At 38.8% G+C, this 24,677-nt stretch carries 21 protein-coding genes; 3 read left to right on the forward strand and 18 right to left on the reverse strand.

The window, feature by feature from the left end; translation table 11 throughout:
• Positions 1-54 precede the first annotated feature (54 nt).
• The 5 genes from ACTQ5J_RS11330 to ACTQ5J_RS11350 form a co-directional block, all read right to left on the reverse strand.
• A complete protein-coding gene (locus ACTQ5J_RS11330) occupies positions 55-1,917 on the reverse strand; it encodes a LysM peptidoglycan-binding domain-containing protein (protein WP_441753057.1) in 1,863 nt (620 codons plus the stop codon).
• A gap of 579 nt (positions 1,918-2,496) precedes the next feature.
• Positions 2,497-3,282, reverse strand: a complete 786-nt coding sequence (locus tag ACTQ5J_RS11335; protein ID WP_441753058.1) for a hypothetical protein — start codon at positions 3,280-3,282, stop codon at positions 2,497-2,499.
• Positions 3,283-3,509: 227 nt separating this feature from the next.
• Positions 3,510-4,325: a metal ABC transporter permease gene (locus tag ACTQ5J_RS11340; protein ID WP_441753060.1), complete on the reverse strand. Its 816-nt coding sequence runs from the start codon at positions 4,323-4,325 to the stop codon at positions 3,510-3,512.
• Entirely contained in the window at positions 4,262-4,978 is a 717-nt protein-coding gene (locus ACTQ5J_RS11345; protein ID WP_441753062.1) for a metal ABC transporter ATP-binding protein, read from the reverse strand. Before ACTQ5J_RS11345 ends, ACTQ5J_RS11340 begins: the two co-directional genes overlap by 64 nt.
• A gap of 133 nt (positions 4,979-5,111) precedes the next feature.
• Complete coding sequence (locus ACTQ5J_RS11350; RefSeq protein ID WP_441753064.1) at positions 5,112-6,089, reverse strand: metal ABC transporter solute-binding protein, Zn/Mn family; 978 nt, start codon at positions 6,087-6,089, stop codon at positions 5,112-5,114.
• A 297-nt stretch (positions 6,090-6,386) separates the two neighbouring features.
• Here ACTQ5J_RS11350 and ACTQ5J_RS11355 point away from each other — a divergent pair, with 297 nt between their 5' ends.
• Together ACTQ5J_RS11355 and ACTQ5J_RS11360 are read left to right on the forward strand one after the other, a co-directional pair.
• Complete coding sequence (locus ACTQ5J_RS11355; RefSeq protein ID WP_441753066.1) at positions 6,387-7,322, forward strand: ABC transporter ATP-binding protein; 936 nt, start codon at positions 6,387-6,389, stop codon at positions 7,320-7,322.
• A complete protein-coding gene (locus tag ACTQ5J_RS11360; protein WP_441753067.1) occupies positions 7,315-8,064 on the forward strand; it encodes an ABC transporter permease in 750 nt (249 codons plus the stop codon). The genes ACTQ5J_RS11355 and ACTQ5J_RS11360 overlap by 8 nt, the downstream gene beginning before the upstream one ends.
• 160 nt (positions 8,065-8,224) lie before the next feature.
• Here ACTQ5J_RS11360 and ACTQ5J_RS11365 read toward each other — a convergent pair whose 3' ends face one another.
• The 13 genes from ACTQ5J_RS11365 to ACTQ5J_RS11425 all read right to left on the reverse strand — a co-directional run bounded on the left by ACTQ5J_RS11365 (position 8,225) and on the right by ACTQ5J_RS11425 (position 23,731).
• Complete coding sequence (locus ACTQ5J_RS11365; RefSeq protein ID WP_441753069.1) at positions 8,225-9,424, reverse strand: GTPase; 1,200 nt, start codon at positions 9,422-9,424, stop codon at positions 8,225-8,227.
• Positions 9,425-9,448: 24 nt separating this feature from the next.
• A complete protein-coding gene (locus ACTQ5J_RS11370) occupies positions 9,449-10,129 on the reverse strand; it encodes a zinc metallopeptidase (RefSeq protein WP_441753071.1) in 681 nt (226 codons plus the stop codon).
• Positions 10,130-10,341: 212 nt separating this feature from the next.
• Positions 10,342-11,148, reverse strand: a complete 807-nt coding sequence (locus ACTQ5J_RS11375; protein ID WP_441753073.1) for an ABC transporter ATP-binding protein — start codon at positions 11,146-11,148, stop codon at positions 10,342-10,344.
• A gap of 2 nt (positions 11,149-11,150) precedes the next feature.
• Complete coding sequence (locus tag ACTQ5J_RS11380) at positions 11,151-12,089, reverse strand: ABC transporter permease (RefSeq protein WP_441753075.1); 939 nt, start codon at positions 12,087-12,089, stop codon at positions 11,151-11,153.
• Positions 12,090-12,145: 56 nt separating this feature from the next.
• Positions 12,146-13,111: an ABC transporter substrate-binding protein gene (locus ACTQ5J_RS11385; RefSeq protein ID WP_441753076.1), complete on the reverse strand. Its 966-nt coding sequence runs from the start codon at positions 13,109-13,111 to the stop codon at positions 12,146-12,148.
• A 24-nt stretch (positions 13,112-13,135) separates the two neighbouring features.
• Positions 13,136-14,107, reverse strand: a complete 972-nt coding sequence (locus tag ACTQ5J_RS11390) for an ABC transporter substrate-binding protein (RefSeq protein ID WP_441753078.1) — start codon at positions 14,105-14,107, stop codon at positions 13,136-13,138.
• Positions 14,108-14,130: 23 nt separating this feature from the next.
• Positions 14,131-15,183, reverse strand: coding sequence for an ABC transporter substrate binding protein (locus ACTQ5J_RS11395; protein WP_441753080.1), 1,053 nt, complete (start codon positions 15,181-15,183; stop codon positions 14,131-14,133).
• A 432-nt stretch (positions 15,184-15,615) separates the two neighbouring features.
• Entirely contained in the window at positions 15,616-16,614 is a 999-nt protein-coding gene (locus tag ACTQ5J_RS11400) for an ABC transporter substrate binding protein (RefSeq protein WP_441753082.1), read from the reverse strand.
• A gap of 437 nt (positions 16,615-17,051) precedes the next feature.
• Complete coding sequence (locus ACTQ5J_RS11405; protein ID WP_441753084.1) at positions 17,052-17,777, reverse strand: SanA/YdcF family protein; 726 nt, start codon at positions 17,775-17,777, stop codon at positions 17,052-17,054.
• Positions 17,778-17,969: 192 nt separating this feature from the next.
• Entirely contained in the window at positions 17,970-19,004 is a 1,035-nt protein-coding gene (locus tag ACTQ5J_RS11410; protein WP_441753086.1) for a branched-chain amino acid aminotransferase, read from the reverse strand.
• A 189-nt stretch (positions 19,005-19,193) separates the two neighbouring features.
• A complete protein-coding gene (locus tag ACTQ5J_RS11415; RefSeq protein ID WP_441753177.1) occupies positions 19,194-21,035 on the reverse strand; it encodes an ABC transporter ATP-binding protein in 1,842 nt (613 codons plus the stop codon).
• On the reverse strand, positions 21,032-23,251 hold the full coding sequence (locus ACTQ5J_RS11420) for an ABC transporter ATP-binding protein (protein WP_441753087.1): 2,220 nt from the start codon (positions 23,249-23,251) through the stop codon (positions 21,032-21,034). The genes ACTQ5J_RS11415 and ACTQ5J_RS11420 overlap by 4 nt, the downstream gene beginning before the upstream one ends.
• 18 nt (positions 23,252-23,269) lie before the next feature.
• Entirely contained in the window at positions 23,270-23,731 is a 462-nt protein-coding gene (locus ACTQ5J_RS11425) for a MarR family winged helix-turn-helix transcriptional regulator (protein ID WP_441753089.1), read from the reverse strand.
• Positions 23,732-23,975: 244 nt separating this feature from the next.
• Here ACTQ5J_RS11425 and ACTQ5J_RS11430 point away from each other — a divergent pair, with 244 nt between their 5' ends.
• Entirely contained in the window at positions 23,976-24,620 is a 645-nt protein-coding gene (locus ACTQ5J_RS11430; RefSeq protein WP_441753090.1) for a lipoprotein, read from the forward strand.
• Positions 24,621-24,677: the final 57 nt, after the last annotated feature.

Raw genomic sequence — 24,677 nt, forward strand, 5'->3', positions numbered from 1 at the left:
ATCACTAAAACACCCTCCGTTAACGTTCGTCGTTAATTGAGGGTGTTTTCTAGCTTATTTAACAATGAGCACTTGATTGGTGTAGATGACATTAGTCGTTAAAGCATTCCAATTTTTCAGTTGTTCTACCGTGCTACCAAACTGCGTCGCAATTTTCCATAGTGAATCGCCAGATTGAACTTCATAAGTCACTCTTGGGACATTCAAGTTTAGCTGTTGGCCAATCGATAAGAAACTTGAAGTTAACTTGTTCCAAGTCATCAATTGATTGACTGTTACGCCATTACGACGGCTAATCGCCCATAAAGTATCACCCGAGCGAACAGTGTAACGAGTCGTCGTTGGCGGAGCTGGAGTCACCTCGCCAGCAACGATTAATTTTTGACCAATCGTCAATAAATTACTTGTCAATCCATTCCATTGTTTCAAGTGGGCAACTGTTACGCTATGACGTGTCGCAATGCTCCATAGCGAATCGCCTGAGCGCACCGTATATCTTGTGTCAGTGCTTGGCGGCGGGGTTGGAGTTGGCGGTGGCGTCGTAGTTGGGGTACCAATACTTAATCTTTGCCCAATCGATAGGAAATTAGATCTCAAATTGTTCCACTGTTTAATTTGATTGACTGTCACACCATAACGGCGACCAATTGCCCATAAGGTATCGCCGGAACGGACGATATGAACTGTCACTTCTTCTGGTGGATCCTCAGGATCAGTTGGTTCTGGTGCTGGAACTGGCGGAATAAGTTTCAACTCCTGACCAACCCTCAAGATGTCGTTCGTCAGATGATTCCATAAACGAAGGTTATTTAAACTCACATCGAAGCGGTTACCAATACTCCATAAAGTATCGCCAGCTTTTACAATATAAGTCACAACATCTCCACTATGGTCATCCGGATCTTCAGGGTAGGTTGGGTCGGTAATATCGGGAATCAACTTCAGTTCTTGACCAATTTGTAACAGATCGGTCGTTAAGTGATTCCATAAACGTAAATCATTTGTGCTGACCCCAAATCGTGTCGCAATGGCCCATAAAGTGTCCCCAGCTTTAACGATATAACTCACAACATCACCGCTATGATCGTCATCATCTGCCGGAGGGTCAGTTGGTGTTGGCGTTGGGGTAAGCGTGGCTGGTATAATTTTTAATTCTTGTCCAATCTGTAATGTATCGCTCGTCAGATGGTTCCACAAGCGCAGTTCGTTTGCTGTCACACCATAATTACGAGCAATTAGATTAAGATACTCACCGGCTTTTACCACATGAATCACAACGGTCCCACTACTGTAATCTTCCTCAACACTAGCTACTTGCAGTGTTTGAATGTCGGTCGTTGCAACGGGCTGGGCTTCTGGAGTGGCGGCCTCTTCTTGAGCCGCTACCGTCATCATTACCGGCTCGACAATTTCAGTTTCATTTGGTACTTTTACATCTACTGCTGTTTCTGCTGTTTCTGCTGTTTCTGCTGTTTCTGCTATTTCTGCTGTTTCTGCTGTTTCTGCTGTTTCTGCTGCGTCAGGGTCAGTGATTAGATCGGTTTCGACTAACTCGGATTCAATTGTGTCAGGGGCGGTAACTAGGTCCGTTTCGACCAATTCAGATTCGATTGTTTCCGAGTCAGTGACTAAGTCCGTTTCGACTAAATCAGATTCGACAACATCAGATTCTGGACTGGTGACTAGTAATTGTACGCCAACGTGAATGTCATCACTTGCTAAATGATTCCATTCTTTCAATTGACTGACTGATACACCATATTGTTGTGCGATTGAATAGAGGTACTCTCCTGCTTGGACGGTATGTGAATTTGTTTGGGCTAGAACGGGTTGACTTGCCATCGCCAAAATGATTGCACTTGTAATGAGCGATAGCGGAAACGCGATAACTTGACGTTTAGATTGCCGCTTTTTCATCTTTCACACCTCTTTCTATTGTTACAAAAAGATTACACTCTCTTTAATTTCATTTTACGCCCAATCAGATGAAATCTCAAGGTAAGCGAATTCATTTTTATATTTTTCCTATTAAAAACCTAAGAAAGTTCACACTTTAACGTAATAAAATCTAAATCCGTTACTTTTAGTCAGAATACGCTTCCTTTTGGGCGCCTAATAAATCTTTGAGATATTTTCGAAAACTCTAGATTGGTAATTTTCTATTATCCTTTAACATTAATGTCAACGACTGAAACTTTCTTCGCTCGTCCAGTCAACGACTGAAGTTTTCTTCGCTCGTACAATCAACGACTGAAGTTTTCTTCGCTCGTACAATCAACGACTGAAGTTTTCTTCGCTCGTACAGTCAACGACTGAAACTTTCTTCGCTCGTCCTGTCCAAGAGTGGAATCTTCCCCACTCTCACAGCCACTTAAACTCCACTCAATATACTCCACCCAATAAACTGGACACCTTATGACGAGGGGCTAGAATTATTGGTCAAAAACAAATAAGCACCCAGCTTCTCACATATAGCGAGTCACTAGGTGCATTAGATTATTGTTGGGTAGGTTCTGTAATTGAGCCGGCCATCTTGATAACTGGCATGGCTTCAAAATGGCTGACGCGGTAAACTACTGTTCCTTCTTGCCAAATTGTAGTGTTTGCGTTGAAGTCATCTTTCGAAGAGGCTTCTAACGTAATTTGCCCCGCTGTTTCTGGGGCTGGCAAGTAGACTTTTTCAAGGTATTCTACAACTGCTTGGCCTAGTTCAACAGGATCCTCTTCTTCAGCATTATTCGCTCTGACTATTAGACTCCAGTTTCCTTCTTGCCAATTCAAGTAAGTTGATCCGGCGGCTCCTTGTAGATAGCCGGTCAAATTGTAACCAAGATCGACTTCTTCTCCTTGTAAATCAATAATCTGGTTAACTGCTTCAATCGCTTCTTGTTCAGTTTCATAAGTTAGTTTTTGATAAGATGCGATGGGTGTCAGTTCATTGAGCACTTGATCATCAACAGCAATCGGGTCATCTTGCGCATAATATAAAATATTGAAGTTGTCTTGATCAGCTGATCCTGTCGTGGCAGCAGTTACATAATTGGGCGTTTGTTCAGTTAAGACAAATATCGGGAGTTGGGCACTCGGATACAACTCTTGTAAGGTCGCAATAATTTTTTCAGCATGTTCTTTTGGCAAGAGAGTCTGATCATAAGTAGTGGCAGCGTCTGCTGTTTGGAGAGCAAAATTAGTCTGGCTTAAATTAGTTAAGTTAATGCTCGCTGTCCCCGTGACGATGAGTGCTGCCAATAGTATGATGCTTCTTCTTTTTACATTTCTCATAAAAGTTCCCTCCTAGTAAAATCATACCACTCACTTTCTTAAGCAACTATCGATATGAACTTCCTTGAAAATTTGTCATGACTCTTTTATAAGAGGATTTTCGAGACAAGATAATCATGCTAAAATTTTTCACAGACAATTGAATCAGCCTTCAATTTGTTGCACAAACAAAAAGCATTCGACAATTTGTCGAACGCTTTGAGGTTATCATTACTATTTTGTTAGAATTAACGGTTCATTCGGTGTTTGAGGGCTGTTGCGATTGAAACTATAATGAAAATAATGACAAAGCCGATGGTGATTGAGGCGCCTGGTGGGGTGTCGAATTGGTATGAGGCGCTCAGACCGCCGAATATTCCGATAATATTGATAATGATCCCGAATAGAATCGTCTGTGTGAAGCTTCTTGAGATTTTAATCGCGGTCGCTGAAGGTATCACAATTAAGGCGGATACTAATAGAGCGCCTACGATTGGCATCATGATACTGATGGTGACTCCTGTGACGATTGAAAATGCAATCGTAATAAAGCGAACGGGCAAACCTGCAGTTTTAGCAGATGCTTCGTCAAAACTCATGACATAGAGTGGCTTTCTGAAAATCGTGTAGAGTACGATTAAAATCAAGGCCAAACCGATTAACATATTGACTTCTTCCGGTGATATTAAAATAATTGAGCCGAAGAGGTATTGGTCAATTTGGAAGGAGCCGGCATTTGTATTTAAGCTCATTAAAATTAAGGCCACAGCCATTCCGGATGCCATCATAATCGCCACGGACACGTCGGAGAAATCTCGGTAGATTTGACGTAAGTATTCAATCAGAATCGCTCCAATTATAACAACTACTAGAGTGGTGTAGGTCGGAACGATACCTAGAAAGGTCCCCAAAGCGACTCCTGCTAGTGAAATGTGCGACAAGGTATCAGCCATTAAAGATTGTCGTCTTAGGATTAAAAACAAACCTAAAATCGGCGTGATTAACGAGATGGCTGCGCCGGCAATGAATGCGCGTTGGATGAAGTCATACTGAAACATCTCCATGGGGAGCCCTCCTCTCTTACTAAACGAATTTCTCGGCTATAATAGCCTTCAATTTCGGTGTCCGCATGGGTCACCATTAAAATTGTTTTATTGTGGTGATCGATATTGTGTTTCAATAGCTTATAAAAAGCGCGTCTTGATTCAATATCCATTCCGGTAGTTGGTTCGTCTAAAACAAAGACATCCGGATCGGTCGCAAAAATTCTTGCTAAACTGATTCTTTGCTTTTGACCGCCTGATAACTCTCCGATTTTCTTATGACGTAATTTATCCATGCCGACCGATTTTAATGCACGGTCTACATGTTCATAATCTATTTCATCTAAACGTTTGAACCAGCGGCCTTTAGGGTAGCGACCAGATTCTACGAATTCCTGGACGGTACTCGGAAAGCCAGCATTGAATGATGACACATTCTGTGCGACATAACCAATCGATAATTTCTCGCCTTCATGATTCACTTTGGCTAGTTTGACAGAGCCAGTGGCCGGTTTAAGTAAACCAATGACATTTTTAATCAAAGTCGACTTGGCTGCGCCGTTCTCACCTGTCAAAATAACAAATTCGCCTTGGTCTACAGTAAAGCTGATATCGTTCAAAACTTTCTCATTATCATAATAGTAGGAAAGATTAGATACTTCGAGAATTGACAATTTTTTCACCCTTTTCTTTCATTGATTTTACACAATAGTAACCGAACAAAGTAAGCCATAGTCTGCTGGCTGTTTGTTCGGTTAAGTCTTTACATGTTTATATTTTACTGACTACTTTAGAAGCATAGGCGATTTAACGGGTTAATTCAACTAAATTATCGCGCATAATTGAAAAATAATCGACGCCTTGAGCTTCTTCATCAGTTGAAACAAATTCAAGTGTTCTTAAAGGACGTAACTCAACCTCACTGTCGCTTGTGACAGCCTTTGCGATCGCTGAATCAAGGGATGGTTCAACGAAGACAACATTGACTTGCTCTTTTGCTATAAAATCTTGCATCGTGGCTAATTCTCGTGCGCTAGGCTCTTGAGTCGTTGAAATTCCTGCAATGGCAACCTGCTGTAAATCATAAGCATGGGCTAGATAACCAAAGGCTGCATGTTGGACAACCATTCGGCGATTTTCTAAAGCACTCAATTGCGTCTTGAATTCATCATTTAGTTGAGTCAATTCTTCAATCAATTGGGCTGCATTCTTTTCAAAGACGGTTTGATTGGCTGGATCTAGTTCAATCAGAGCATTTTTAACATTATCGGCTTGCTTAGCATAAATCATTGGGTCTAACCAAGTATGTGGATCATACTCGTGTGAATGTCCGTGATGATCATCTTCATGGTGATGATGGTCTTCGTCGTCTTCGTGATGTTCGTCTTCGTGGTGTTCTTCTTCATGGTGTTCACCTGCTAACAAGTCAATCGAAGCCGTAGATTCCAATACTTGAACAGCTTGCGTATCGATTAAGGTCAATAAACTGCTGACAAAATATTCCATTTCGTCATTTTGATAAATAAACAAATCGGCTGCTTGGGTTCTCGCTGCATCTTTAGCACTCACTTCATAGTCATGAGCACTTTGGTTACCTTCCAACAACATCGATACTTCAACTGCATCGCCTCCGATACGTTGGGCTAAGTAATAGACGGGATAGAAAGTTGTCATCACTTCTTTCTTATCTTGTGCCACAACAGTTGGTAATTGTCCTAGTCCAAAGCACAGGACAGCTAGTAGGGCCAATAATCGCTTGGTTAATTGCATTGTTTTTGTTTTCATAAGATCTCCTCAAATTATCTAATTCGTAACAGTTACCATTTACATTAAAGTATATTACTGGACCGCTTATCATTTGTCAACAGTTTATCCTTAGCCCTTATCTTTAAGTTTTCCAATGGCCGTATGCTATAATAAGACGACTTTTCTATCTGCTAGACTATAAAATATTCAGCCGTTAGTATGATTTTATAACTTTCTACAACTCACGCCTGATTTCTTTAGGACTGAATCATGCGATACTGACCTTATCCAATCATCACACCCGATGAATTGCTACCTATGAAAGGACGACCTATAATGAATGAAGCTATTTTAGAAGTAAAACAATTAACGAAACGTTATGGCAAACAACTTGCCTTAAATAACTTTGACCTGACCGTCAACAAAGGAGATATTGTCGGAATTGCTGGACGAAACGGAGCTGGTAAAACAAGTTTTTTCCGAATTGTAACCGGGCTGACTCCTGTTTATTCTGGTTCCCTCAGTTTGTTTGGCTCTTTAGATGAGAAAGGAACACAAGACAATCGTCATTTTGTTGGAACAATTATCGAATCACCTGCTTTTTTCCCGGATTTAACAGCCAAGCAGAATTTAGAATTCTACCGTATTCAACGAAACGTGAATGAAAAAGAACGCGTTCAAGAAATGTTAGAACTCGTCGATCTTGCGGATACAAATCGCAAAAAATTTAAAGAGTTTTCTTTAGGGATGAAGCAAAGATTAGCCATAGCACTGGCTTTATTACATCGCCCTCAATTACTGATTTTTGATGAGCCAACTAATGGGTTAGATCCAACAGGTATTATCCAAGTGAGAGAGTTATTGATTAAATTGGCTAAAGAGGAAGACTTAACGATCTTGGTTTCTTCTCATATTCTGTCAGAATTAGAACACTTAGCCACACGTTTCGTCGTGTTAGAGCAAGGTAATAAGATTGATGAATTTACTAAAGAGGAGTTGCAGGAGAAAATCCAAAGCTTCTATGAGATTAAAGTAGATAAGCCCTTGCAAGCCATTAATTTATTACAAAACCACTTTAGCGAAGCTAAAATGGATTTAGGTAATGACCAAACGATTAGAGTTTACGAACTGAGTATACTTGCAGAAGACATGGCGGATCTTTTGATTCATAATGATTTCAAACTTTCGCATCTTGTACGTAAAACACATAACTTAGAAGAAGTCTTTCTCAATATGATTCATGCGAAAGGAACGGTACTAAAAGATGATTAATTTAATAAAAGCTGAATTTTACCAATTGAAGATTCGTCGTTCATCTAAAGTTTGGCTATTGATGGCTATTTTGATGAGTGTTGCCATGGTGTTACTTCCTTATTTTCTGGGGGCAAACTTTGATTCTCAAATGATGATTCCTAGTTTTATCATCGTTAGTACCTATGCTGACTTTGCGACTGCTATGGCTCCTTATTTATTACTAGGTTTAACCATCACAGCATTTAACAATGATAATAAACATCGAACAATTGTTAACAGCGCGAGCGTGGGCTATTCCAGACCCAGCCTATACTTTAGTAAATCAATGGTTGCTTTAGTTTTTGCTCTTGTCTTCTTATTGATATCCTTTTTATCATTTGCCATCACGCTTCAAATTTTCTATCCAACTGACTTTCAACTGCTGTTCGATAGGATTGTTATGGATAATTTCTTAGCATATTTACCTATTTGGCTAGCCTATCTGTCATTATATATAGCTGTGTTATTTGTATCCGATGGTGCGATGCCAATGATTGTACTCATGACATCACTCGTGATGATGCCGATGATTTTAAGTTTAGGTTCCCTTGCGACCACTATCATTCGCAACATTAGACCCTATGTTCTGACTGAATTAAGACCCACGAGTAACGTTTCACTGTTTGGTGTTGAGAATGCAGGGAACTTACTCGCCATTCTTTACATTCTTAGCTTCACTTTTATTGGAATGACTTTATTTAAACGTAAAGAAATTAAATAATAATCGCAATGAATAAAAAGCCTTGAGATTTTTCTCAAGGCTTTTGCATTTGACTGCTAAGCGTACAAACTGTTCCAAATATAAAACTTCCTTTACACTTTATGCCGCATAAAGTGTAAAGGAAGTTAAATGTATCTATCAATCGCAAGATTGACTATAGCTATTTAATAAAGTAGTCTAACCATTCAGGCACAAAGCGGTTTTTTATTGAGTCAGGCAGAATATCCGATACAATAGCAAGTTGATCTTTCAAACTCTGATTCATCAGCTTTTGAATTTCGACTAACTTCAGATCTTGACCTGTTGCTTCAGCCATTGCAATTCGCTTTAGCACTTCGATATAACTATAAGCCAAAGTGACGGTTAACACACTAGCTGTCGCGCCGCTAATCACACCACCAGTAATTGTCCCAATACCCGGTATGACTTTAAAAGCTGAGCTAACAAGGAATTTACCGAATAGAGTTGCCCCACCTGTTCCACCGATACCTGCAATCATACTTAATATTTGAGATTTGTCTAATGACAAACCAAAGATTGCTGTAATATGACCTAGCATTGTAATCTGCATCGGAACCAGCAAACTTGCATCTGCAATCGGGATTGGTGTAAAGCCCACTCCAAAAGCAGACGAAATATATGTTTTAGCCCAACTCTTAGCACTGTCTTCTTTAAGTTGGATATCTATTCGTTGGGCGTTGATAAAAGCCTTATGGACCTCAGACGGAATCACTTCAAGTGTGATATCAATCAGTTCTTGTAGACCAAACGATTGAATACTGTAACTCTTCTGTATTCGGTAATCTTTAGCTAATACAGGGACAATTGCTTCAACCGGCAGTGCCATTGATTGCAGATACTGTTCAAAGCGCTCAGTTTCTTCCCCAATTGTTTGTGTCAAAATCAGTATGACTGGTAACTGTTGTGCAATAGCAGAAATTAATTCTATTTCATAAGATTCAATTCGTGACATATTTGCATTTAAACAATAATAAGCAAGGTGCAACTGATCGCGCTCCCCTTTAGCTTTTTCTTGTTTAATCAAAGCGGATAAACTAGTCAATACGTCATGTTGAACGTCCACATTTAACTCTAAACCTTGTGTGTCAAACAGTGTCAAAGGAATACCTTCTTTTGTCAACTTTTGTACCTCTTGTGTGATGGGCATACCAACACCTGTTTCTGCAATTTTTTCTCTAAAGAGTGCATTGATGAGGGTACTCTTACCACTCCCAGTTTTTCCGGCAATCATAATATTGATAGGCTGCATCTTGCTGAGTTCAGCATGAGACTTTGCAAGTAAGTCCTGCGCTAGCTGGGGATTCATGTTTCTTTTCTTCATCTTCGACCATAAACTCATCGCAACATTCCTCCTAATAAATCTCTAATTTCTACGTCTGTTTGAAATTAAAATTAAACGCAATAACTGTAAGGCTGTACTTAGTGTCGCCGCAATATAAGTAAAAGCAGCTGCATTCAAGACTTTCTTCGCACCTGGCACCTCGCTAGCAAGGATAAAGCCGCCATCTTCAAGAATCGTTAGTGCACGTTTACTTGCATCAAATTCTACTGGCAAAGTAACTAATTGAAAGACGAGTACTAAGGAAAATGCAATAATCCCTAATGTGACAAGCCCCATCCAGCTAAGAATCAGACCGATGAAAATTAGAGGCATCGCAATCGTTGATCCAATTTGTGTCAAAGGTGCGAGAAAACTACGTAACTTTAGATAATGATAATTTTGCGCATGTTGGACTGCGTGTCCACATTCATGAGCAGCTACTGCTACAGCAGCAATCGAATTTGAATTATACGTTGCATCTGACAAACGCAACACTTTATTTCTTGGATCATAGTGATCTGTCAAATTGCCTTGGATGTGTTCTATCGTTACATCATGGATATTACTGTGTTGTAGAATAGCCCTTGCAATATCGCGCCCTGTCATGCCATTGACTACCTCAACCGAGTCAAACTGTGCAAACGTAGACGTCACTTTGTGTTGAGCAAACATAACAATTCCCATGCCAATTAAGACTAAAATATATGTCGAATCAAAATACATAACAATTCCTCCTGTGTTTATAAAATTTTAGTGGATAAAAGACATAATAAGTTTATCACGTCCTAGTCACTGCAACAATATAATAACATACTTAAAAAAACTGCATATGAACTAATACTCGCTCACATGCAGTTTATTCATTATATTTGGTGAGTGAATTTCATTATACTTCACTCACAACTGACTTGCGTCACGCTTAAGACTGATTTTTTTTAAGATAAAAGCATGGCATCATTCGTAATACTTTCACCTGATTCACGTTTAAACATTTCTAATAAGTCGGTTACTGTCATATTAGCTTTTTCTTCACCTTTTACATCAAGAATAATACGTCCTTGGTGTAACATAATGGTACGATTACCATAGGTTAAAGCATCTGCCATATTATGAGTAATCATTAAAGCAGTTAATGATTGTTCTTGAATAATTTTATTTGTTAAATTGAGAACCATTTCACTCGTTTTAGGATCTAGAGCCGCTGTATGTTCATCTAAAAGTAATAATTCTGGTTGGCGTAAAGTAGCCATTAACAATGTCAACGCTTGACGTTGGCCACCTGACAAATACATAACATCCGTTGTTAAACGGTTTTCTAGACCTAGTTCCAAGGTAGCTAAACGCTCACGCATCATTGCTTTGTCATCAGCTTTTACACCTTTTGTCAAACCACGCTTTAAACCACGTTTGTTTGCTAAGGCCAAATTTTCTTGAATGGTTAAACGAGCTGCTGTACCCATCTTCGGATCTTGGAAGACGTGTGAGATAAGTTTAGACCGTTTGGCAGTGGAAAGTGCCGTTACATCTTGATTATCAACAATGACTGAACCTGAGTCTGGTGACAAGGCTCCTGTGATGGTATTTAATAAAGTTGATTTCCCTGCACCGTTCCCACCAATAACTGTGACAAAGTCACCTGCATCAAGTGTCAAATTCACACCTTTTAATACATGGTTTTCATTCACTGTGCCAGCTTCAAATGTTTTATGAATATCTATTAATTCTAATCGTTTTTCTGCCATCGTTATCTTCTCCCTCTAGCAAGTTCTCGACGTCTTTTACTACCCGCTTGTTGTTTTTTAAACTCCGGCAAGTAAAGTACAAGCATTAAGAGAAGTGCTTGGAATAATCTTAAATCGGTCGCCTTGACACTGATAAATGGCTGATTCAAGATGGTGTCAATAATTAGACGATAGACAAAACTTCCGAGAATCACTGTTGTTAGTCGTTTGCCTAATGATAAGTTTGGAACAACAACTTCAGCAATAATAACTGAAGCTAAACCAATAACGATTGTACCTGTTCCCATACCTATATCAGCGAAACCATTATTCTGAGCCAGCATTGCCCCAGATAAGCCAATTAAACCATTACCAATCATATAGCCAACAATCTTCATACGGTTCGTGTTAATACCATTTGCTTCACTCATCTTGTCATTGTCACCTGTTGCTCTTAAGGCTAAACCAATCTCTGTATGTAAGAACAAGACCAATAAACCAATGATTAACAGTAAAATAAGAAGCGTCACAATGGCAACCACTGTATTTTTATCTAAACCTGTTGCTGCTTGTAGACCTGTAAAAATTGTCGTTTTTCCAAGTAAAGCAATATTAGGACGTCCATCCATAATGTTTAGGTTGATTGAATACAATCCTGTTAAAACTAAAATACCAGTCAATAGAGGAGGTATATTTAATTTTGTATGAATCAAACCTGCTGCGAACCCTGCGATTGACCCTGCAAAAAACGCGGCTAATGTTGCTAAAAACGGTATATATGGTGCGAGTTCTTGACTGTACTCCATTGAAATAATCGAAGCACTAACGGCTGCACCAAGCGGAAATACCCCTTCAGCTGATAAATCTGCAATGTCCAACAAACGGAAAGTAATATACACCCCGACCGCCATGACTGCCCAAAGCAAACCTTGGGTAAAACTTGATGCGATAACATCTAACATAATGATTTTCCTCTTTTCTAACGTGACTAATTAATCTATTTAGTTGTTTAACACAACTAGTCTAATCCTACCAATGAACTTGGTTCAATTCCAATTTCTTCAGCAAATTCTTCATTCACAATCATAACAAAATTTTCACCTATTTCAACAGGCATTTCTGCAACAGTTAAGTCTTCTTCGATATAACGAATCGCCATTTCTGCTGTTTGGATACCATAATCAATATATGAATTTGAAATTGTCATTAAACCATTGGCTTTCACAACCGAATCAGAAGATCCTACAGTTGGAACGTCGGCTTCTTTAGCCATATCTCCGACTAAAGCGATTGAGCTGTCGACAGTATTGTCCGTTACCATAAATAATACATCAATTTCCTCGAGTAGGGAACTCAATACTTGCTGAATATCATTAGTACTTGTAATAGTTCCTAAGACTGGTGTTAATTCCTTTGCTTCCATGGCTTTCGTGGCGATATCTACTTGATGTTGTGCATTCACTTCACTTGAATTATAGAGTATGCCAATCTTTTTAGCTTCTGGGAAGTTCTTGATTAGTAACTCAACATGATCTTCAATTGGCCCAAGGTTAGTGGTTCCTGTTAAGTTGCGTCCTGGTTCTTCCATTGAGTCAACCAAGCCAGCTTGTAAAGGTGCGGCGACTGCTGAAAAGAAAATTGGTTTTTGCGTTTCAACAGAAGCTAACGTTTGAGCTGCAGGCGTCGCAATCGCATAAAGAATGTCACTTTCACGGGCTAATTTTTCTGCAAGTGATTGAAGCCCAGCAATATTCCCACTGGCATTTTGAATATCCCAAACAATACGATCACCGTATTCTTCATTCATTCGATCAATGAAGCCTTGTTGCGCATCATTTAACGCTTCATGCTCTACGTGTTGTAAAACCCCTATTTTAATCGGTGTTTCTTCTTGAGCGGACACAGTATGATTAGGCGTCGTAGCAAGCACTGATAATAAGGATAGTGATGTGGCTATTGTCGCTATTTTTTTTATTAATTTCATCTTTTGCACCTCATTTCTTTCGATTTATTTGATTGATTCTGGATCGATTCCAATGGCTTCCGCAAATTCTGGGTTCACCACAATATTAAATTCTTTCGCTAATTCAATTGGCATGTCACTTGCATCTAACTCTTCATCTAGCATACGAATAACCATCTCGGCTGTTTGAATGCCGTAATCCTCATAAGAACTAGAAAGTGTCGCTAAACCATTTGTTAGCACAACCGAATCGGATGATCCAATGGTAGGAATACCTGCTTCTTTGGCAATATCTCCTACTAAAGCAATCGAGCTATCAATTGTATTATCCGTCACCATAAACATAGCATCGACTTTTTCAACTAGTGACGTCATATTCTGTGCAATATCATTCGTGTTGGTCACTGTTGATATTTCTACTGTGAGACCTGCTGCTTCTAAAACTTTTGTCGCAACCTCTGCTTGAACTGTTGAATTCACTTCACTTGAGTTATAAATAATCCCTACTGTTTTAACATCAGGAAAATTTCTAACGAGTAAATCTACTTGCTCATCAATGGGTGCCATATCACTTGTTCCTGTCACATTTCGTCCAGGTTTTTCTAAAGAGTCTGCGAGTCCCGCTTCTACAGGGTCTGTTACAGCAGCAATAAAAATTGGTTTCTTTGTTTCTGCAGTTGCTAAAGCTTGTGCGGTTGGTGTGGCAATCGCAAGCAAGATATCGTTGTCGCGTGCAATTTTTTCACTCATTGATTGTAGTGTTGATTGGTCTCCATTGGCATTTTGAATGTCCCATTCAATTCGGTCTGCATAGTCCGATGCATCAAGTGTTTCAGTGAACCCTTTTAAAACTGCGTCTAACGCTTCGTGTTGAACTAATTGTAAGACGCCAACTTTAATTGGCTCATCACCTTGTGCGTTGACTGTTTGAAGCGTAGCGAATGGCGCGAGGAGTAAACTAACTGCTGCTGAAAACTTAATTGATTTGATTACAATGTGTTTGAATTTAGATAACATACTAATTAGCTCCTTTAAGCTGTTTATTCTGTTGAGTCGTCTTCTTTATCAGATTCATCTTCAGTTGTTGTTTCTTCTGTGTTGTCAGTATCTTCTGTAGCAGTTGGTGCTTGAATACTTGCTGGGTCAATACCAATTGCTTCGGCATATTCTTCATTTATTACTAATTCTAAAACAGCTGCAGATTCAACTGGAATACTTGCAGTGTCTAAGTTGTCTTCGATTTGTCTTACTAGCATTTGAGCCGTTTGTTTACCCAGTTCATAATAATCTAAACCGTAGGTTGCTAAGCCATTTTCAACAATCATATCTTTTGAACCACCAACAATTGGTAGACCTGCTTCTTTGGCTAAGTCTCCTACTAATGGCATTGCACTAGCAATTGTATTATCTGTTACTGTAAAGATTGCGTCGACTTCTTTTACTAAGTTACCCATTACTTGGCTGATATCATTAGTAGATGTCACTGTACCTGTGACAACTTCTTTACCTAACTCTTCTAAATAGTCTGTTGCTTTTTGAGCTTCACCTTTAGAGTTTGTCTCTCCGGAGTTATAAATGATCCCGATTTTTTCTGCATCTGGTGCAATGCTTAATAACAAGTCTACTTGTTCTTTGATTGGTCCAGCATCAATTGTTCCGGTAATGTTTTTCCCTGGTGCTTCTAAGCTTTCTACTAAACCAGCATCTACTGGATCCGTTACTGCCGAGAAATAAACCGGTAAATCTGAAACAGCGTTAGCTACTGATTGAGCAGCTGGTGTCGCAATGGCGAAGACATAATCATTGCCATTGCCTAGTGTTTCAGCCATTGATTGCAAGTTAGCATTATCAGCTCCTGCGTTTAAATAATTCAGTGTTAAGTTTTCGCCTTCAACATATCCAGCTTCTTCCAAACCATCAATGAATCCATCACGCGTTGCGTCTAACGAGTCATGTTCAACATATTGTAAGATACCTACACTAATAGCTTCTTGTGCTTGTACGACCATCGTATTGCCTAAGGGTACTACCAATGTAGCTGCAGCTAATACAGTTGCTAATGTTGACTTTAAATAACGATATGTTTTTTTCATAGTAAATTCCTCCTGAATTTGTTTTTTATAATATTGGACAACAACGAAAAAAGACCTTAGTTAGATATAATTAAAATCTAACTAAGGTCTTTTTATAACTGATTAATTAACCCTTGGCTAATTAAGCTAGTTTAATATTACACCCGCTTAGATTTTAATCTGTATAGATTATCTATGCGGGGCACTCTAAATCACAGCTCCTCATAGATACAAACTTTCGTTTATCGTTTGTATCTAAAAGTTCTAGACACAAACCTATCTAAAGTAGCCGTAATAGAATGTTGAATTTTGTAATATTAATTGCTTAATCATTTTTATTCCTCGCTTTTAAAGGTTATATTTCTTCGTTAGATTTATATTAAATTAGAAAACGGCTAATGTCAACCGCTTTTTTTAATCCTATTACTATCTTCTCATCTAAAACTAATCTTTCTACTCTGTTGGTGCTTTGATTGTCGTTGGATCCACCCCAATCGCTTCAGCGTATTCTTCATTAATAATTAATTCTAATGTTTTTGCTTTTTCTACTGGAACAGTTGCAGGATCTAAGTCTTCTTCAATTATTCTTACGAGCATTTCAGCTGACTGTACGCCTAGTTCATAATAATCTAAACCAAAGGTTGCTAAACCATTTTCGATAATCATATCGTTTGAACCACCAATAACTGGTAAACCAGCTTCTTTAGCGATGTCTCCTACCAATGGCATTGAAGATGCGATGTAATTGTCTGTTACTAAATAAATGCTATCGACTTCTTTCACTAGATTCCCCATCACTTGGCTAATATCATTCGTCGAAGTGATGGTCCCTAGGACAGCTTCTGCTCCGTGAGCTTCAATTTCTGGCACTGCAATATCGACTTGGTGTTGAGCGTTCACTTCACTTGAATTATAAATGATGCCGACTTTCTTAGCATCTGGTGTAATCTCAAATAACATATCAATCTGTTGAGCAATAGGACCAATGTTCGTGGTTCCTGTTAAATTACGGCCTGGTTCTTCAAAGGAGTCCACTACACCCGCTCCTAAAGGATCTGCTACAGATGAGAAGATGATTGGTTTTTCCGTTGTTGCTCCTGCTAAAGATTGAGCAGTTGGTGTAGCAATTGCGAATAAATAATCATTATTATTCACTAAAGATTCACTCATCGATTGTAAATTTGCAATATCAGCATTGGCATTCATGTAATCAATCGTCAGATTTTCGCCTTCTACGTAACCTAACTCAGCCAGTCCATCTATAAACCCTTCACGGTTAGCATTTAATGAACCATGATCATTAAATTGAAAAATCCCTACACTAATTGCTGCTTTAGCAGCATCTTCTTGAGCAAGGGCGACATGATTTGTTTGCGTATAAACACTAACTAAACTCGCAGCTGTTGCAAGAGTTGCCATAACCATTTTTGAGTATTTGTATAATTTTTTCATTATTATTCCTCCCAGAATATTGATAGCGTTCAGTAGTAAACCAACAAAAAAAAGACCTAATTGGATTCGATTAAAATCCTAATTAGGTCTTTATAACTGTTGCATAAGCCTCTAAAAATGGCTATACAGACGGTTACTCATTACAAGCCGCTCATAGATTTTAATCTTATCAGATTTATCTATGCGGGCATGTTTTTTAAACAACTCCTCATAGATACAAACTTTCGTTCTGTGTTTGTATCTATAAGTTCAGACACAAACACTATCTAAAGTAGTTGTTAAAAAATCGTTTAGCTTGTAATAAGTAAGTCGTTTGCATAAAAGTTGCCTCATTTCATATTTTATAGGTTTATTTGATAATTATAGTCTAAAGTGTATTCTTCTCAAAGTCAAGCTGAATTTTAACCAAATTATCATTTAACGAAAATAATCGTTAGTTAATCAAGTAAATTCGTTTTATCGTTAGTTTCATCGCCCATCATATTTAAATCAAAGCTTTCAGCTAAATTTGGTCGATTTTCCTCTTGGTAACCTAAATAAGTCACCGCAAAATCTTTTACTCTTGCGAATACTTCCCTTACTTCACGGTATACACGACTCGACTTTGAATCAGGAGCCGGCACACCTACCGCATCGATCCCTAATCCTCTAGCAAGCATTAACGCGCGCGAAAGATGATAGCCTTGTGTCACGATAATGACTTTATCTTCACCGATGACATTCTTTAAACGATACAAACTATCATATGTCGAATAACCTGCATGATCTAAAAACAGTTGATTACTCGGCAAACCTTGTTCAATTAAATAGTCTTTCATGACAGCCACTTCATTGTAATATTGATCCCGGTGGTCGCCACTCATAATAAATTGCTTATCTGGTGCAACTTCAAATAAAGTGGCTGCTTGATCCAGTCTTTGTTTTAATATTTGGCTCGGTTCGGCATTATCAACAACTCCTGCGCCTAATACAATCACTGGCACGTCCTCAGCAATAAACTCACTTTCGACTAATTCATCAATCGAAAGCATTGATTGATAGGTCGTACCAATCGTGAATAAATTGATTAACAGTAGGATACTCATAAATAATGTGATTGCTAAAAGGATGAGTTGTATCAATCGTTTTATACCTGTGCCAATCACTTTTACCAATCTCAACATCATTATATCTCCTTGTTCATACAAAATAATTTTGACAATATGATTTATGGTATCAGTCATCCTAGCGTTCTGCAATTTATTTTGAAGTCCTTTTAAAAAACTTAACCTTTTGATTTTCTCCACTTGTCTGTTCTAACAAGTACGAGACGCCATCAAATAGGGCCTAAGACCGCTTTGACTACTAAAGTCATCCTAGCACTCAACCTTTTGAACCCAACCCTCTGGTGCTTCTACATCTCCAAATTGAATACCGACTAATTCATCATATAAACGACGTGTAATGGGCCCTACTTCTGTTTCAGAATGGAAGACATAGATTTCTTTCCCATAGGTAATTGAACCTATGGGCGAAATAACGGCTGCCGTTCCCATTGCCCCAGCTTCTGAAAATTCAGCTAAATCAGTCACATAGACATCCGTTTCAATAGCTTCCATGCCTAATCGCTCACGTGCAATCTCCAGCAAGGAATACTTGGTAATACTTGGTAAAATCGAAGGGGATTTCGGTGTTACTAACTGCTTATCCTTGGTAATCGCAAAAAAATTGGCTGCACCGACTTCTTCAATCTTAGTTTTAGTGGCTGGGTCTAAAAAGATTGCATCTGCATAACCATTATCTTTTGCTATCTTACTGGCTATGTTCCCTGCGGCATAATTGCCTCCCACCTTAGCGGCGCCCGTTCCGTTAGGAGCGGCACGGTCAAAGTCACTAATAAGGAACTTAAAGGGTTGTAAGCCACCTTTAAAATAAGGCCCCACAGGTGTAACAAAAATCGCAAAAATATATTCCTCAGCTGGTTTAACACCGACAACATCCCCCACCCCGATTAAAAATGGACGGATGTATAAAGTCGCCCCACTTTCATAAGGTGGCACCCATTCAGCATTCGCTTTAACAATCTCATGAACCGCCTTAATAAACGCCTCTTTAGGATAAGGCGCCATTAATAATCTTTCGGCTGAGGCAATCATACGATCAGCATTTTGATCTGGTCTAAATAGTTGAATTTCACCCTTTTTCGTTCGATAAGCTTTTAGCCCTTCAAAACAAGCTTGTCCATAATGAAAGACAGGCGATGCCTCACTAATACTAATGTGTTTACTTGCTTCAATTTCTCCTTCGCTCCATTGCCCGTCTTTATAATACGCACGGAAGCTTTTTCCTGTATCGATATAACCAAAATCTAATGTTTCCCATTGAATTGTTTCGGGAGCTATTTCTAACATGTTAAAACCTTCTTTCTAGGTTGTGATACAAAAAGGACCGCACTAGCTTAAGAAGCATAGGATGCGGTCATGTTTTATAAATATGCGGTTTTGAAAACTTTTGACCATTGCGCACATTGATGAATCAATTTTATTCTTTCATCAAGCAACTGTCAATCTAATCAAACTCTCATTTTAAAAGTCTGTTATTTATGTTGTAGCAAACTGACTATTGTATAGGTTAGCATAACGGCCATCTTTGGCGATAAGCATCTCATGATTTCCTTGTTCAACAATGTCACCTTGCTCCATATATAGAATTAAGTCGGCATCTTTAATCGTCGATAAGCGGTGAGCGATAACGAAACTCGTCCGCCCTTTCATTAATTCATCCATTGCCTCTTGAATTAAAATCTCGGTACGTGTGTCAACCGAACTTGTCGCTTCATCTAAAATCAGAATTGGGCGATCGGCTAAAATTGCACGCGCAATCGTTAATAATTGTTTCTGACCTTGCGAGACGTTAGACGCTTCTTCGTTAATTTCAAATTTGTAAGCACCAGGTAATTGCTTAATAAAATGATGAACTCGAGCCGCTTTGGCTGCTTCTATAACTTCCTCATCAGTAGCATCCAAACGTCCATAACGAATGTTCTCTAGAATGCTACCTTTGAATAACCAAGTGTCTTGCAATACCATGGCCATCGCTTGTTGATAACTTTGACGGCTAAACTGATTAGTCGGTTGGTTATCCACTAGTATCGAACCATTATCGACGTCATAGAAACGCATCAATAATTTGACGACTGTTGTTTTCCCTGCACCGGTCGGTCCTACTAAAGCAACCTTTTGACCTGGTTTCACACGTGCACTGAAATCATTAATAATCGTTTGATCTGGATTGTAACCAAAGGCTACATGATCGAACTGAATTTCACCTTTAACTTGAGAAACATCTAAGATATCTCCTTCTGTTTGACTCTCTTCATCTTCATCTAAGAATTCAAAGACACGCTCTCCAGCCGCAGCCATCGTTTGCATCATTGAAACAATTTGAGCCAGTTGAGAGATTGGTTGCGTGAAACGGTTGACGTATTGCGTGAAGGCTTGAATATCACCAACGTTCATTGCGCCAATCATGACCATGTAAGCTCCAACAAGTACGACAGCCACATAACCTAAACTACCTAAAAAGCGCATGAATGGGAATAGAACACCTGAAAAGAATTGAGACTTCCAGGCTGATTCTTTTAACTTCTCATTTTCAATCAAGAATTCTGCTAAGGTACGCTCTTCTTGGTTATATGCTTTAACAATTTGGTGACCCGAGTATACTTCTTCAACTTGTCCGTTAATGACACCAACAGATTTTTGTTGTGAACGGAAGTAACGTTGCGAACGATTCATAATAAAACGAATGACCGCAAAACTAATCGGAACAATCATCATCACAACAATCGCTAAGACCCAGTTCATACTTAACATAATACCGGCAATACCAACCATTGTTAATACGGAGGTTAATAATTGGGTCACACCTTGACTCAAGGATTGGCCCAATGTATCCACATCGTTGTTGATACGCGATAACACTTCACCGTAGGGACGCGATTCAAAATAACTCATCGGCATACGGTCGATTTTGGCAATCATATTCTTTCTTAAATCATAAGTCACTGTTTCCGTTACAGTTGTCATTATAAACCCTTGTAAGGCTCCAAAAATAGAACTTACAACATACAAGAACAACACAAATAACAGAATGCGACCAATCGCAGTATAGTCGATGCTTCCGGTTCCTTGCGTTTGTCTGACGATACCGTTAAATAATTCTGTGGTAGCTCCTCCTAAGGTTTTAGGACCAAGGATACTGAAGATGACTGATAAAACAGTCGTCAGAAGCACTAGGATCATTTTCCATTTATGAGAGAAAATTTCTCGCCCAATTCGCCAAATACTTGACATAAAGTTTTTTGGTTTGCCACCAACATTCTGTTGACGCGAACCAGGTCCAACCGCTTTTTTTGGTTCATTTTCTTTTGACATGCTTATTCCTCCAATCCTAATTGAGATGAATCACTCTTTTGTGATCGGGCTTCTACTCGTTCATTCCCTTTAATCTCTTGTTCATCTAACTCTGCTTGAGAGAGTTGAGAAGTTGCAATTTGACGATACACAGCTGAATTAACCATCAATTCATTATGAGTCCCAATTCCTTCAATAACCCCTTCATCTAAAACTATAATCTTTTCAGCGTCCAGAATCGTACTAATTCTTTGTGCAACAATAATGGTTGTCACATCAGAAATTTTTTCTTTTAACGTTTGTCTTAATGAAGCATCTGTACGATAGTCTAGGGCAGAGAAACTGTCATCAAAAATGAGTATTTTTGGTTGTTTAGCAATCGCTCGAGCAATCGATAATCGTTGTTTTTGACCGCCGGAAACGTTCGTCCCTCCTTGAGAAATGGAAGAACTATATCCTTCATCTTTTTGTTCAATAAATTCAGTTGCATGCGCGATTTCTGCTGCTTCTTTTAATGCCTCTTCTGACAGAGACTCTACACCATACGAAATATTACTGCGAATATCCCCTGAGAAAAGAACTCCTTTTTGAGGAACGAAACCGATTATTGCACGTAATTGCTTTTGACTTAATTGACGGATATCCACCCCATCAATTAAAATTGCCCCTTCTGTTGGGTCGTAAAAACGCATTAATAGACTAAGCAAGGTTGATTTTCCGCTACCCGTACTACCAATAATTGCGGTTGTTTCACCTTTTTTAGCAGTAAAATTAATGTCTTTCAATGTTTCCTCTTCAGAATCTTGGAAACTGAAGGTCACATTATCAAACGTTACTTCACCTTTAACGTCCTCAAGTACAGCTGGTTCAACAGGATCTGCAATGGATAAAGGTTTATCCAACACTTCTTGAATACGACCTGCTGAAATTAACGCACGTGGTATTTGCATCGACATTAATGAGAACATTAAGAATGAGAAAATCACTTGCATTGTGTAGGTAATGAAAGCCATCATTTCCCCTACTTGCATTTCGCCTGCACCAATACGACTTCCAGCTACCCAAACAATTAAGACCGAAATAGCATTGGCAATCAACATCATCGTTGGCATCATTAGGGACATCGTGCGACCAACAAATAGGAAGGTATTTCTGAGATCAGTATTTCCTCCATCAAAACGTTCGCTCTCTTTGTCTTGGCGGCCAAAGGCACGAATGACTTGTAAACCTGTTAAGATTTCACGTGCTAATAAGTTTACACGGTCAATTAGTTGTTGTAACATCTTAAATCTTGGCATTGTCAGTTTGAAAAGTATCGCTACTAAAATTCCGATTAAAGTAACGGCTAATACCAACACCCAAGCCATGCTAAAGTGTGTTGTAAAAATAGTAAAGACTCCAAACATTGCAAGAATTGGAGAGAAGATAATCACTCTCAACAGTAGTGTGACGATTAATTGTAACTGTTGAATATCATTAGTGCTTCGAGTAATTAACGAGGCAGTAGAAAATTCACCCATCTCGTTTTGCGAAAATGTTAACACTTTACTGAATATTTTGTCTCTTAAATCATAACCAACCTCAGCACCAACAATTGATGCTAGATAAAAGGCTAAGGCTGCTGAGCCGAATGTTATCAAAGCGATTAGTAACATCGTTGCTCCTTCTCGGAACAAGTAATCTATTTTAACTGCATCTGCATCGTTACCTGTCGCAATATATTCAGAAATCACTAGTTGAATCCCCGCATTACGAACGGCAGACTCGCCTAGAACTTCTAATTCTGGCACGATGGCTTCACGCATACTCGTCACAGCATCCGCGTCTCCAGCTACTTGACTAATCATCTGCTTAGCTTGGGTCGCTTCTGTTTCTGGTAAAGTACTGATCGTTTGTAAAATCGCTAACGGTAAAGAAAAATTGCTTTCCAACGTTTCAAAATCATCTGTAGAAACACTGTCTACATCAACTAAACTATAATGGCCCTCATCATTAACTGCATAGTTTTCTTCAAGCACTTCACGTTCTTGCGGTAACATCACAGCTGAAAGATAATGATGGGTTTCTTCTGTTAATTCTAATGGCACAGCGTGCTCAAAACCACTATTCTGAATCCCAGTGTCAACTAAATTTGACGTATGGCTTGGTAATAAAATGGTTGTATAGGCTTGGACAATATGGGCAATTAAAATAATGGCAATATATTTCCAATGCGGTTTCAGTTGTACTAATAAATACTTCATAAATTTACACCTCTTCTTTTACTTATTACTTTTATTGACAGTCTCTGCCAAGGTTTCACCTATTGCTTGATATATTTTATCCCCCGTTTCAAAGAAGGCAAGCACTTCTTCTTCACCAACTTTATTCAAAGATTCATTCATCAAGTTATAAATAATCGCATTTGCTTTGGTGATTTCTTCGCTTCCTAAGGCTGTTAATTCTATAAAGGAATTACGGCGATCATCTTCATCGATTTCACGCACAATCCACTGCTTGGCTTCTACATTTTTTACTGTCCGCGAAATAGCCGGACTAGACAGTTTTAGTTCCTGTGCGATTTGAGATAGAGTTAAGCGATGATTTTGCATTTGACAATTATTTATTTTTCTCAATAAAATATACTCACTTTTCGACATCATAGGCAGTAGGTCCCAATTGGCTACACGAGCCATATTATAGAATAATTGGAACATCTTCTGTGCTAAGTCATTCTCTATCATATTTTCATCACCTTTATAAATTATTTAACTGTTTGAATAGTTAACCTTGTTAATTATAAGTAACGAATTAGAGATATGCAAGTAGTTCGTCCTTAAAGTAGCAAAAAAAACGCACAAATCCTTCTTCGCTCTGGCAATTTAATCTGGCTGTTATCAGTTTGTTATAGAGTATCCGTCCTATTTTGTTATAATTGACTGGATGAATGACCTAGTCCAATACTAAGTCGAAAGAAGGGAACATAAAATGAAAAAGTATATATTAAGTCTTCTCAGCCTTGTTCTTTTAACAGGGTGTCAATTGTTTACTGAGGACGCACAAACAGACAGTGATTCTGTTGAAACCTCAAGCGCCTTAGTTGAAACCGAAACTGAACGCGTCACTGTTATTGAAGAAGATGAAGAAACTAATGCCGTTAACTCGTTATTTAAGGAAGAAATAATTGGACAATCAGACTATCCTGTATCCACGAGCCCAGACAATATTGATCCCGCTCAATTACTGGTCGCAGTGGAAGAGTATTATCTAACAAACTTTAGCGAGGAGGAACAGTTCGCTAATACGCCTCAAGTAACCGACGGTGCACTTACAAATATTACTGACACTATTCACTCTAACGAAGCCTTAGCTCAATTAGATGTCTCTGTTGACCAAATTTCGATGCAATTAAATGGCCAAACGCTTTATATCCCGCGCATCATTGTGCCAATGCCATATAGCGAATCAGCGCAGCTTGTAGTTGAAAATGACGTTGCTTTATTCAACTCAGCCATCACCGAAGTAGGTAACCGCTTAGTGATGATTGCTTACTATAATCCAGCAACCGACATTCTCACACCGATGCATGTGATGAACTTAAGCCACTCCTTGTTTTACTACGAACCTAACTAATTAATCGGACCAAATATCCCTCAAAACCACCAAGTGGTCATGAGGGATATTTATTTT

Origin of the sequence: Fundicoccus sp. Sow4_F4 (genome assembly GCF_052116145.1) — a bacterium.
In the GTDB taxonomy this organism is placed as follows: Bacteria; Bacillota; Bacilli; order Lactobacillales; family Aerococcaceae; genus Fundicoccus.

Excerpts from the sequence above, each read along its gene's own strand:
- ACTQ5J_RS11365 (WP_441753069.1), bottom strand. The coding sequence starts at position 9,424 with ATGAGTTTATGGTCGAAGATGAAGAAAAGAAACATGAATCCCCAGCTA.
- ACTQ5J_RS11385 (WP_441753076.1), bottom strand. The coding sequence starts at position 13,111 with ATGAAATTAATAAAAAAAATAGCGACAATAGCCACATCACTATCCTTA.
- ACTQ5J_RS11425 (WP_441753089.1), bottom strand. The coding sequence starts at position 23,731 with ATGATAGAGAATGACTTAGCACAGAAGATGTTCCAATTATTCTATAAT.
- ACTQ5J_RS11355 (WP_441753066.1), top strand. The coding sequence starts at position 6,387 with ATGAATGAAGCTATTTTAGAAGTAAAACAATTAACGAAACGTTATGGC.
- ACTQ5J_RS11395 (WP_441753080.1), bottom strand. The coding sequence starts at position 15,183 with ATGAAAAAAACATATCGTTATTTAAAGTCAACATTAGCAACTGTATTA.
- ACTQ5J_RS11410 (WP_441753086.1), bottom strand. The coding sequence starts at position 19,004 with ATGTTAGAAATAGCTCCCGAAACAATTCAATGGGAAACATTAGATTTT.
- ACTQ5J_RS11420 (WP_441753087.1), bottom strand. The coding sequence starts at position 23,251 with ATGAAGTATTTATTAGTACAACTGAAACCGCATTGGAAATATATTGCC.
- ACTQ5J_RS11370 (WP_441753071.1), bottom strand. The coding sequence starts at position 10,129 with ATGTATTTTGATTCGACATATATTTTAGTCTTAATTGGCATGGGAATT.
- ACTQ5J_RS11380 (WP_441753075.1), bottom strand. The coding sequence starts at position 12,089 with ATGTTAGATGTTATCGCATCAAGTTTTACCCAAGGTTTGCTTTGGGCA.
- ACTQ5J_RS11400 (WP_441753082.1), bottom strand. The coding sequence starts at position 16,614 with ATGAAAAAATTATACAAATACTCAAAAATGGTTATGGCAACTCTTGCA.
- ACTQ5J_RS11430 (WP_441753090.1), top strand. The coding sequence starts at position 23,976 with ATGAAAAAGTATATATTAAGTCTTCTCAGCCTTGTTCTTTTAACAGGG.
- ACTQ5J_RS11330 (WP_441753057.1), bottom strand. The coding sequence starts at position 1,917 with ATGAAAAAGCGGCAATCTAAACGTCAAGTTATCGCGTTTCCGCTATCG.
- ACTQ5J_RS11375 (WP_441753073.1), bottom strand. The coding sequence starts at position 11,148 with ATGGCAGAAAAACGATTAGAATTAATAGATATTCATAAAACATTTGAA.
- ACTQ5J_RS11405 (WP_441753084.1), bottom strand. The coding sequence starts at position 17,777 with ATGTTGAGATTGGTAAAAGTGATTGGCACAGGTATAAAACGATTGATA.
- ACTQ5J_RS11340 (WP_441753060.1), bottom strand. The coding sequence starts at position 4,325 with ATGGAGATGTTTCAGTATGACTTCATCCAACGCGCATTCATTGCCGGC.
- ACTQ5J_RS11360 (WP_441753067.1), top strand. The coding sequence starts at position 7,315 with ATGATTAATTTAATAAAAGCTGAATTTTACCAATTGAAGATTCGTCGT.
- ACTQ5J_RS11390 (WP_441753078.1), bottom strand. The coding sequence starts at position 14,107 with ATGTTATCTAAATTCAAACACATTGTAATCAAATCAATTAAGTTTTCA.
- ACTQ5J_RS11335 (WP_441753058.1), bottom strand. The coding sequence starts at position 3,282 with ATGAGAAATGTAAAAAGAAGAAGCATCATACTATTGGCAGCACTCATC.
- ACTQ5J_RS11350 (WP_441753064.1), bottom strand. The coding sequence starts at position 6,089 with ATGAAAACAAAAACAATGCAATTAACCAAGCGATTATTGGCCCTACTA.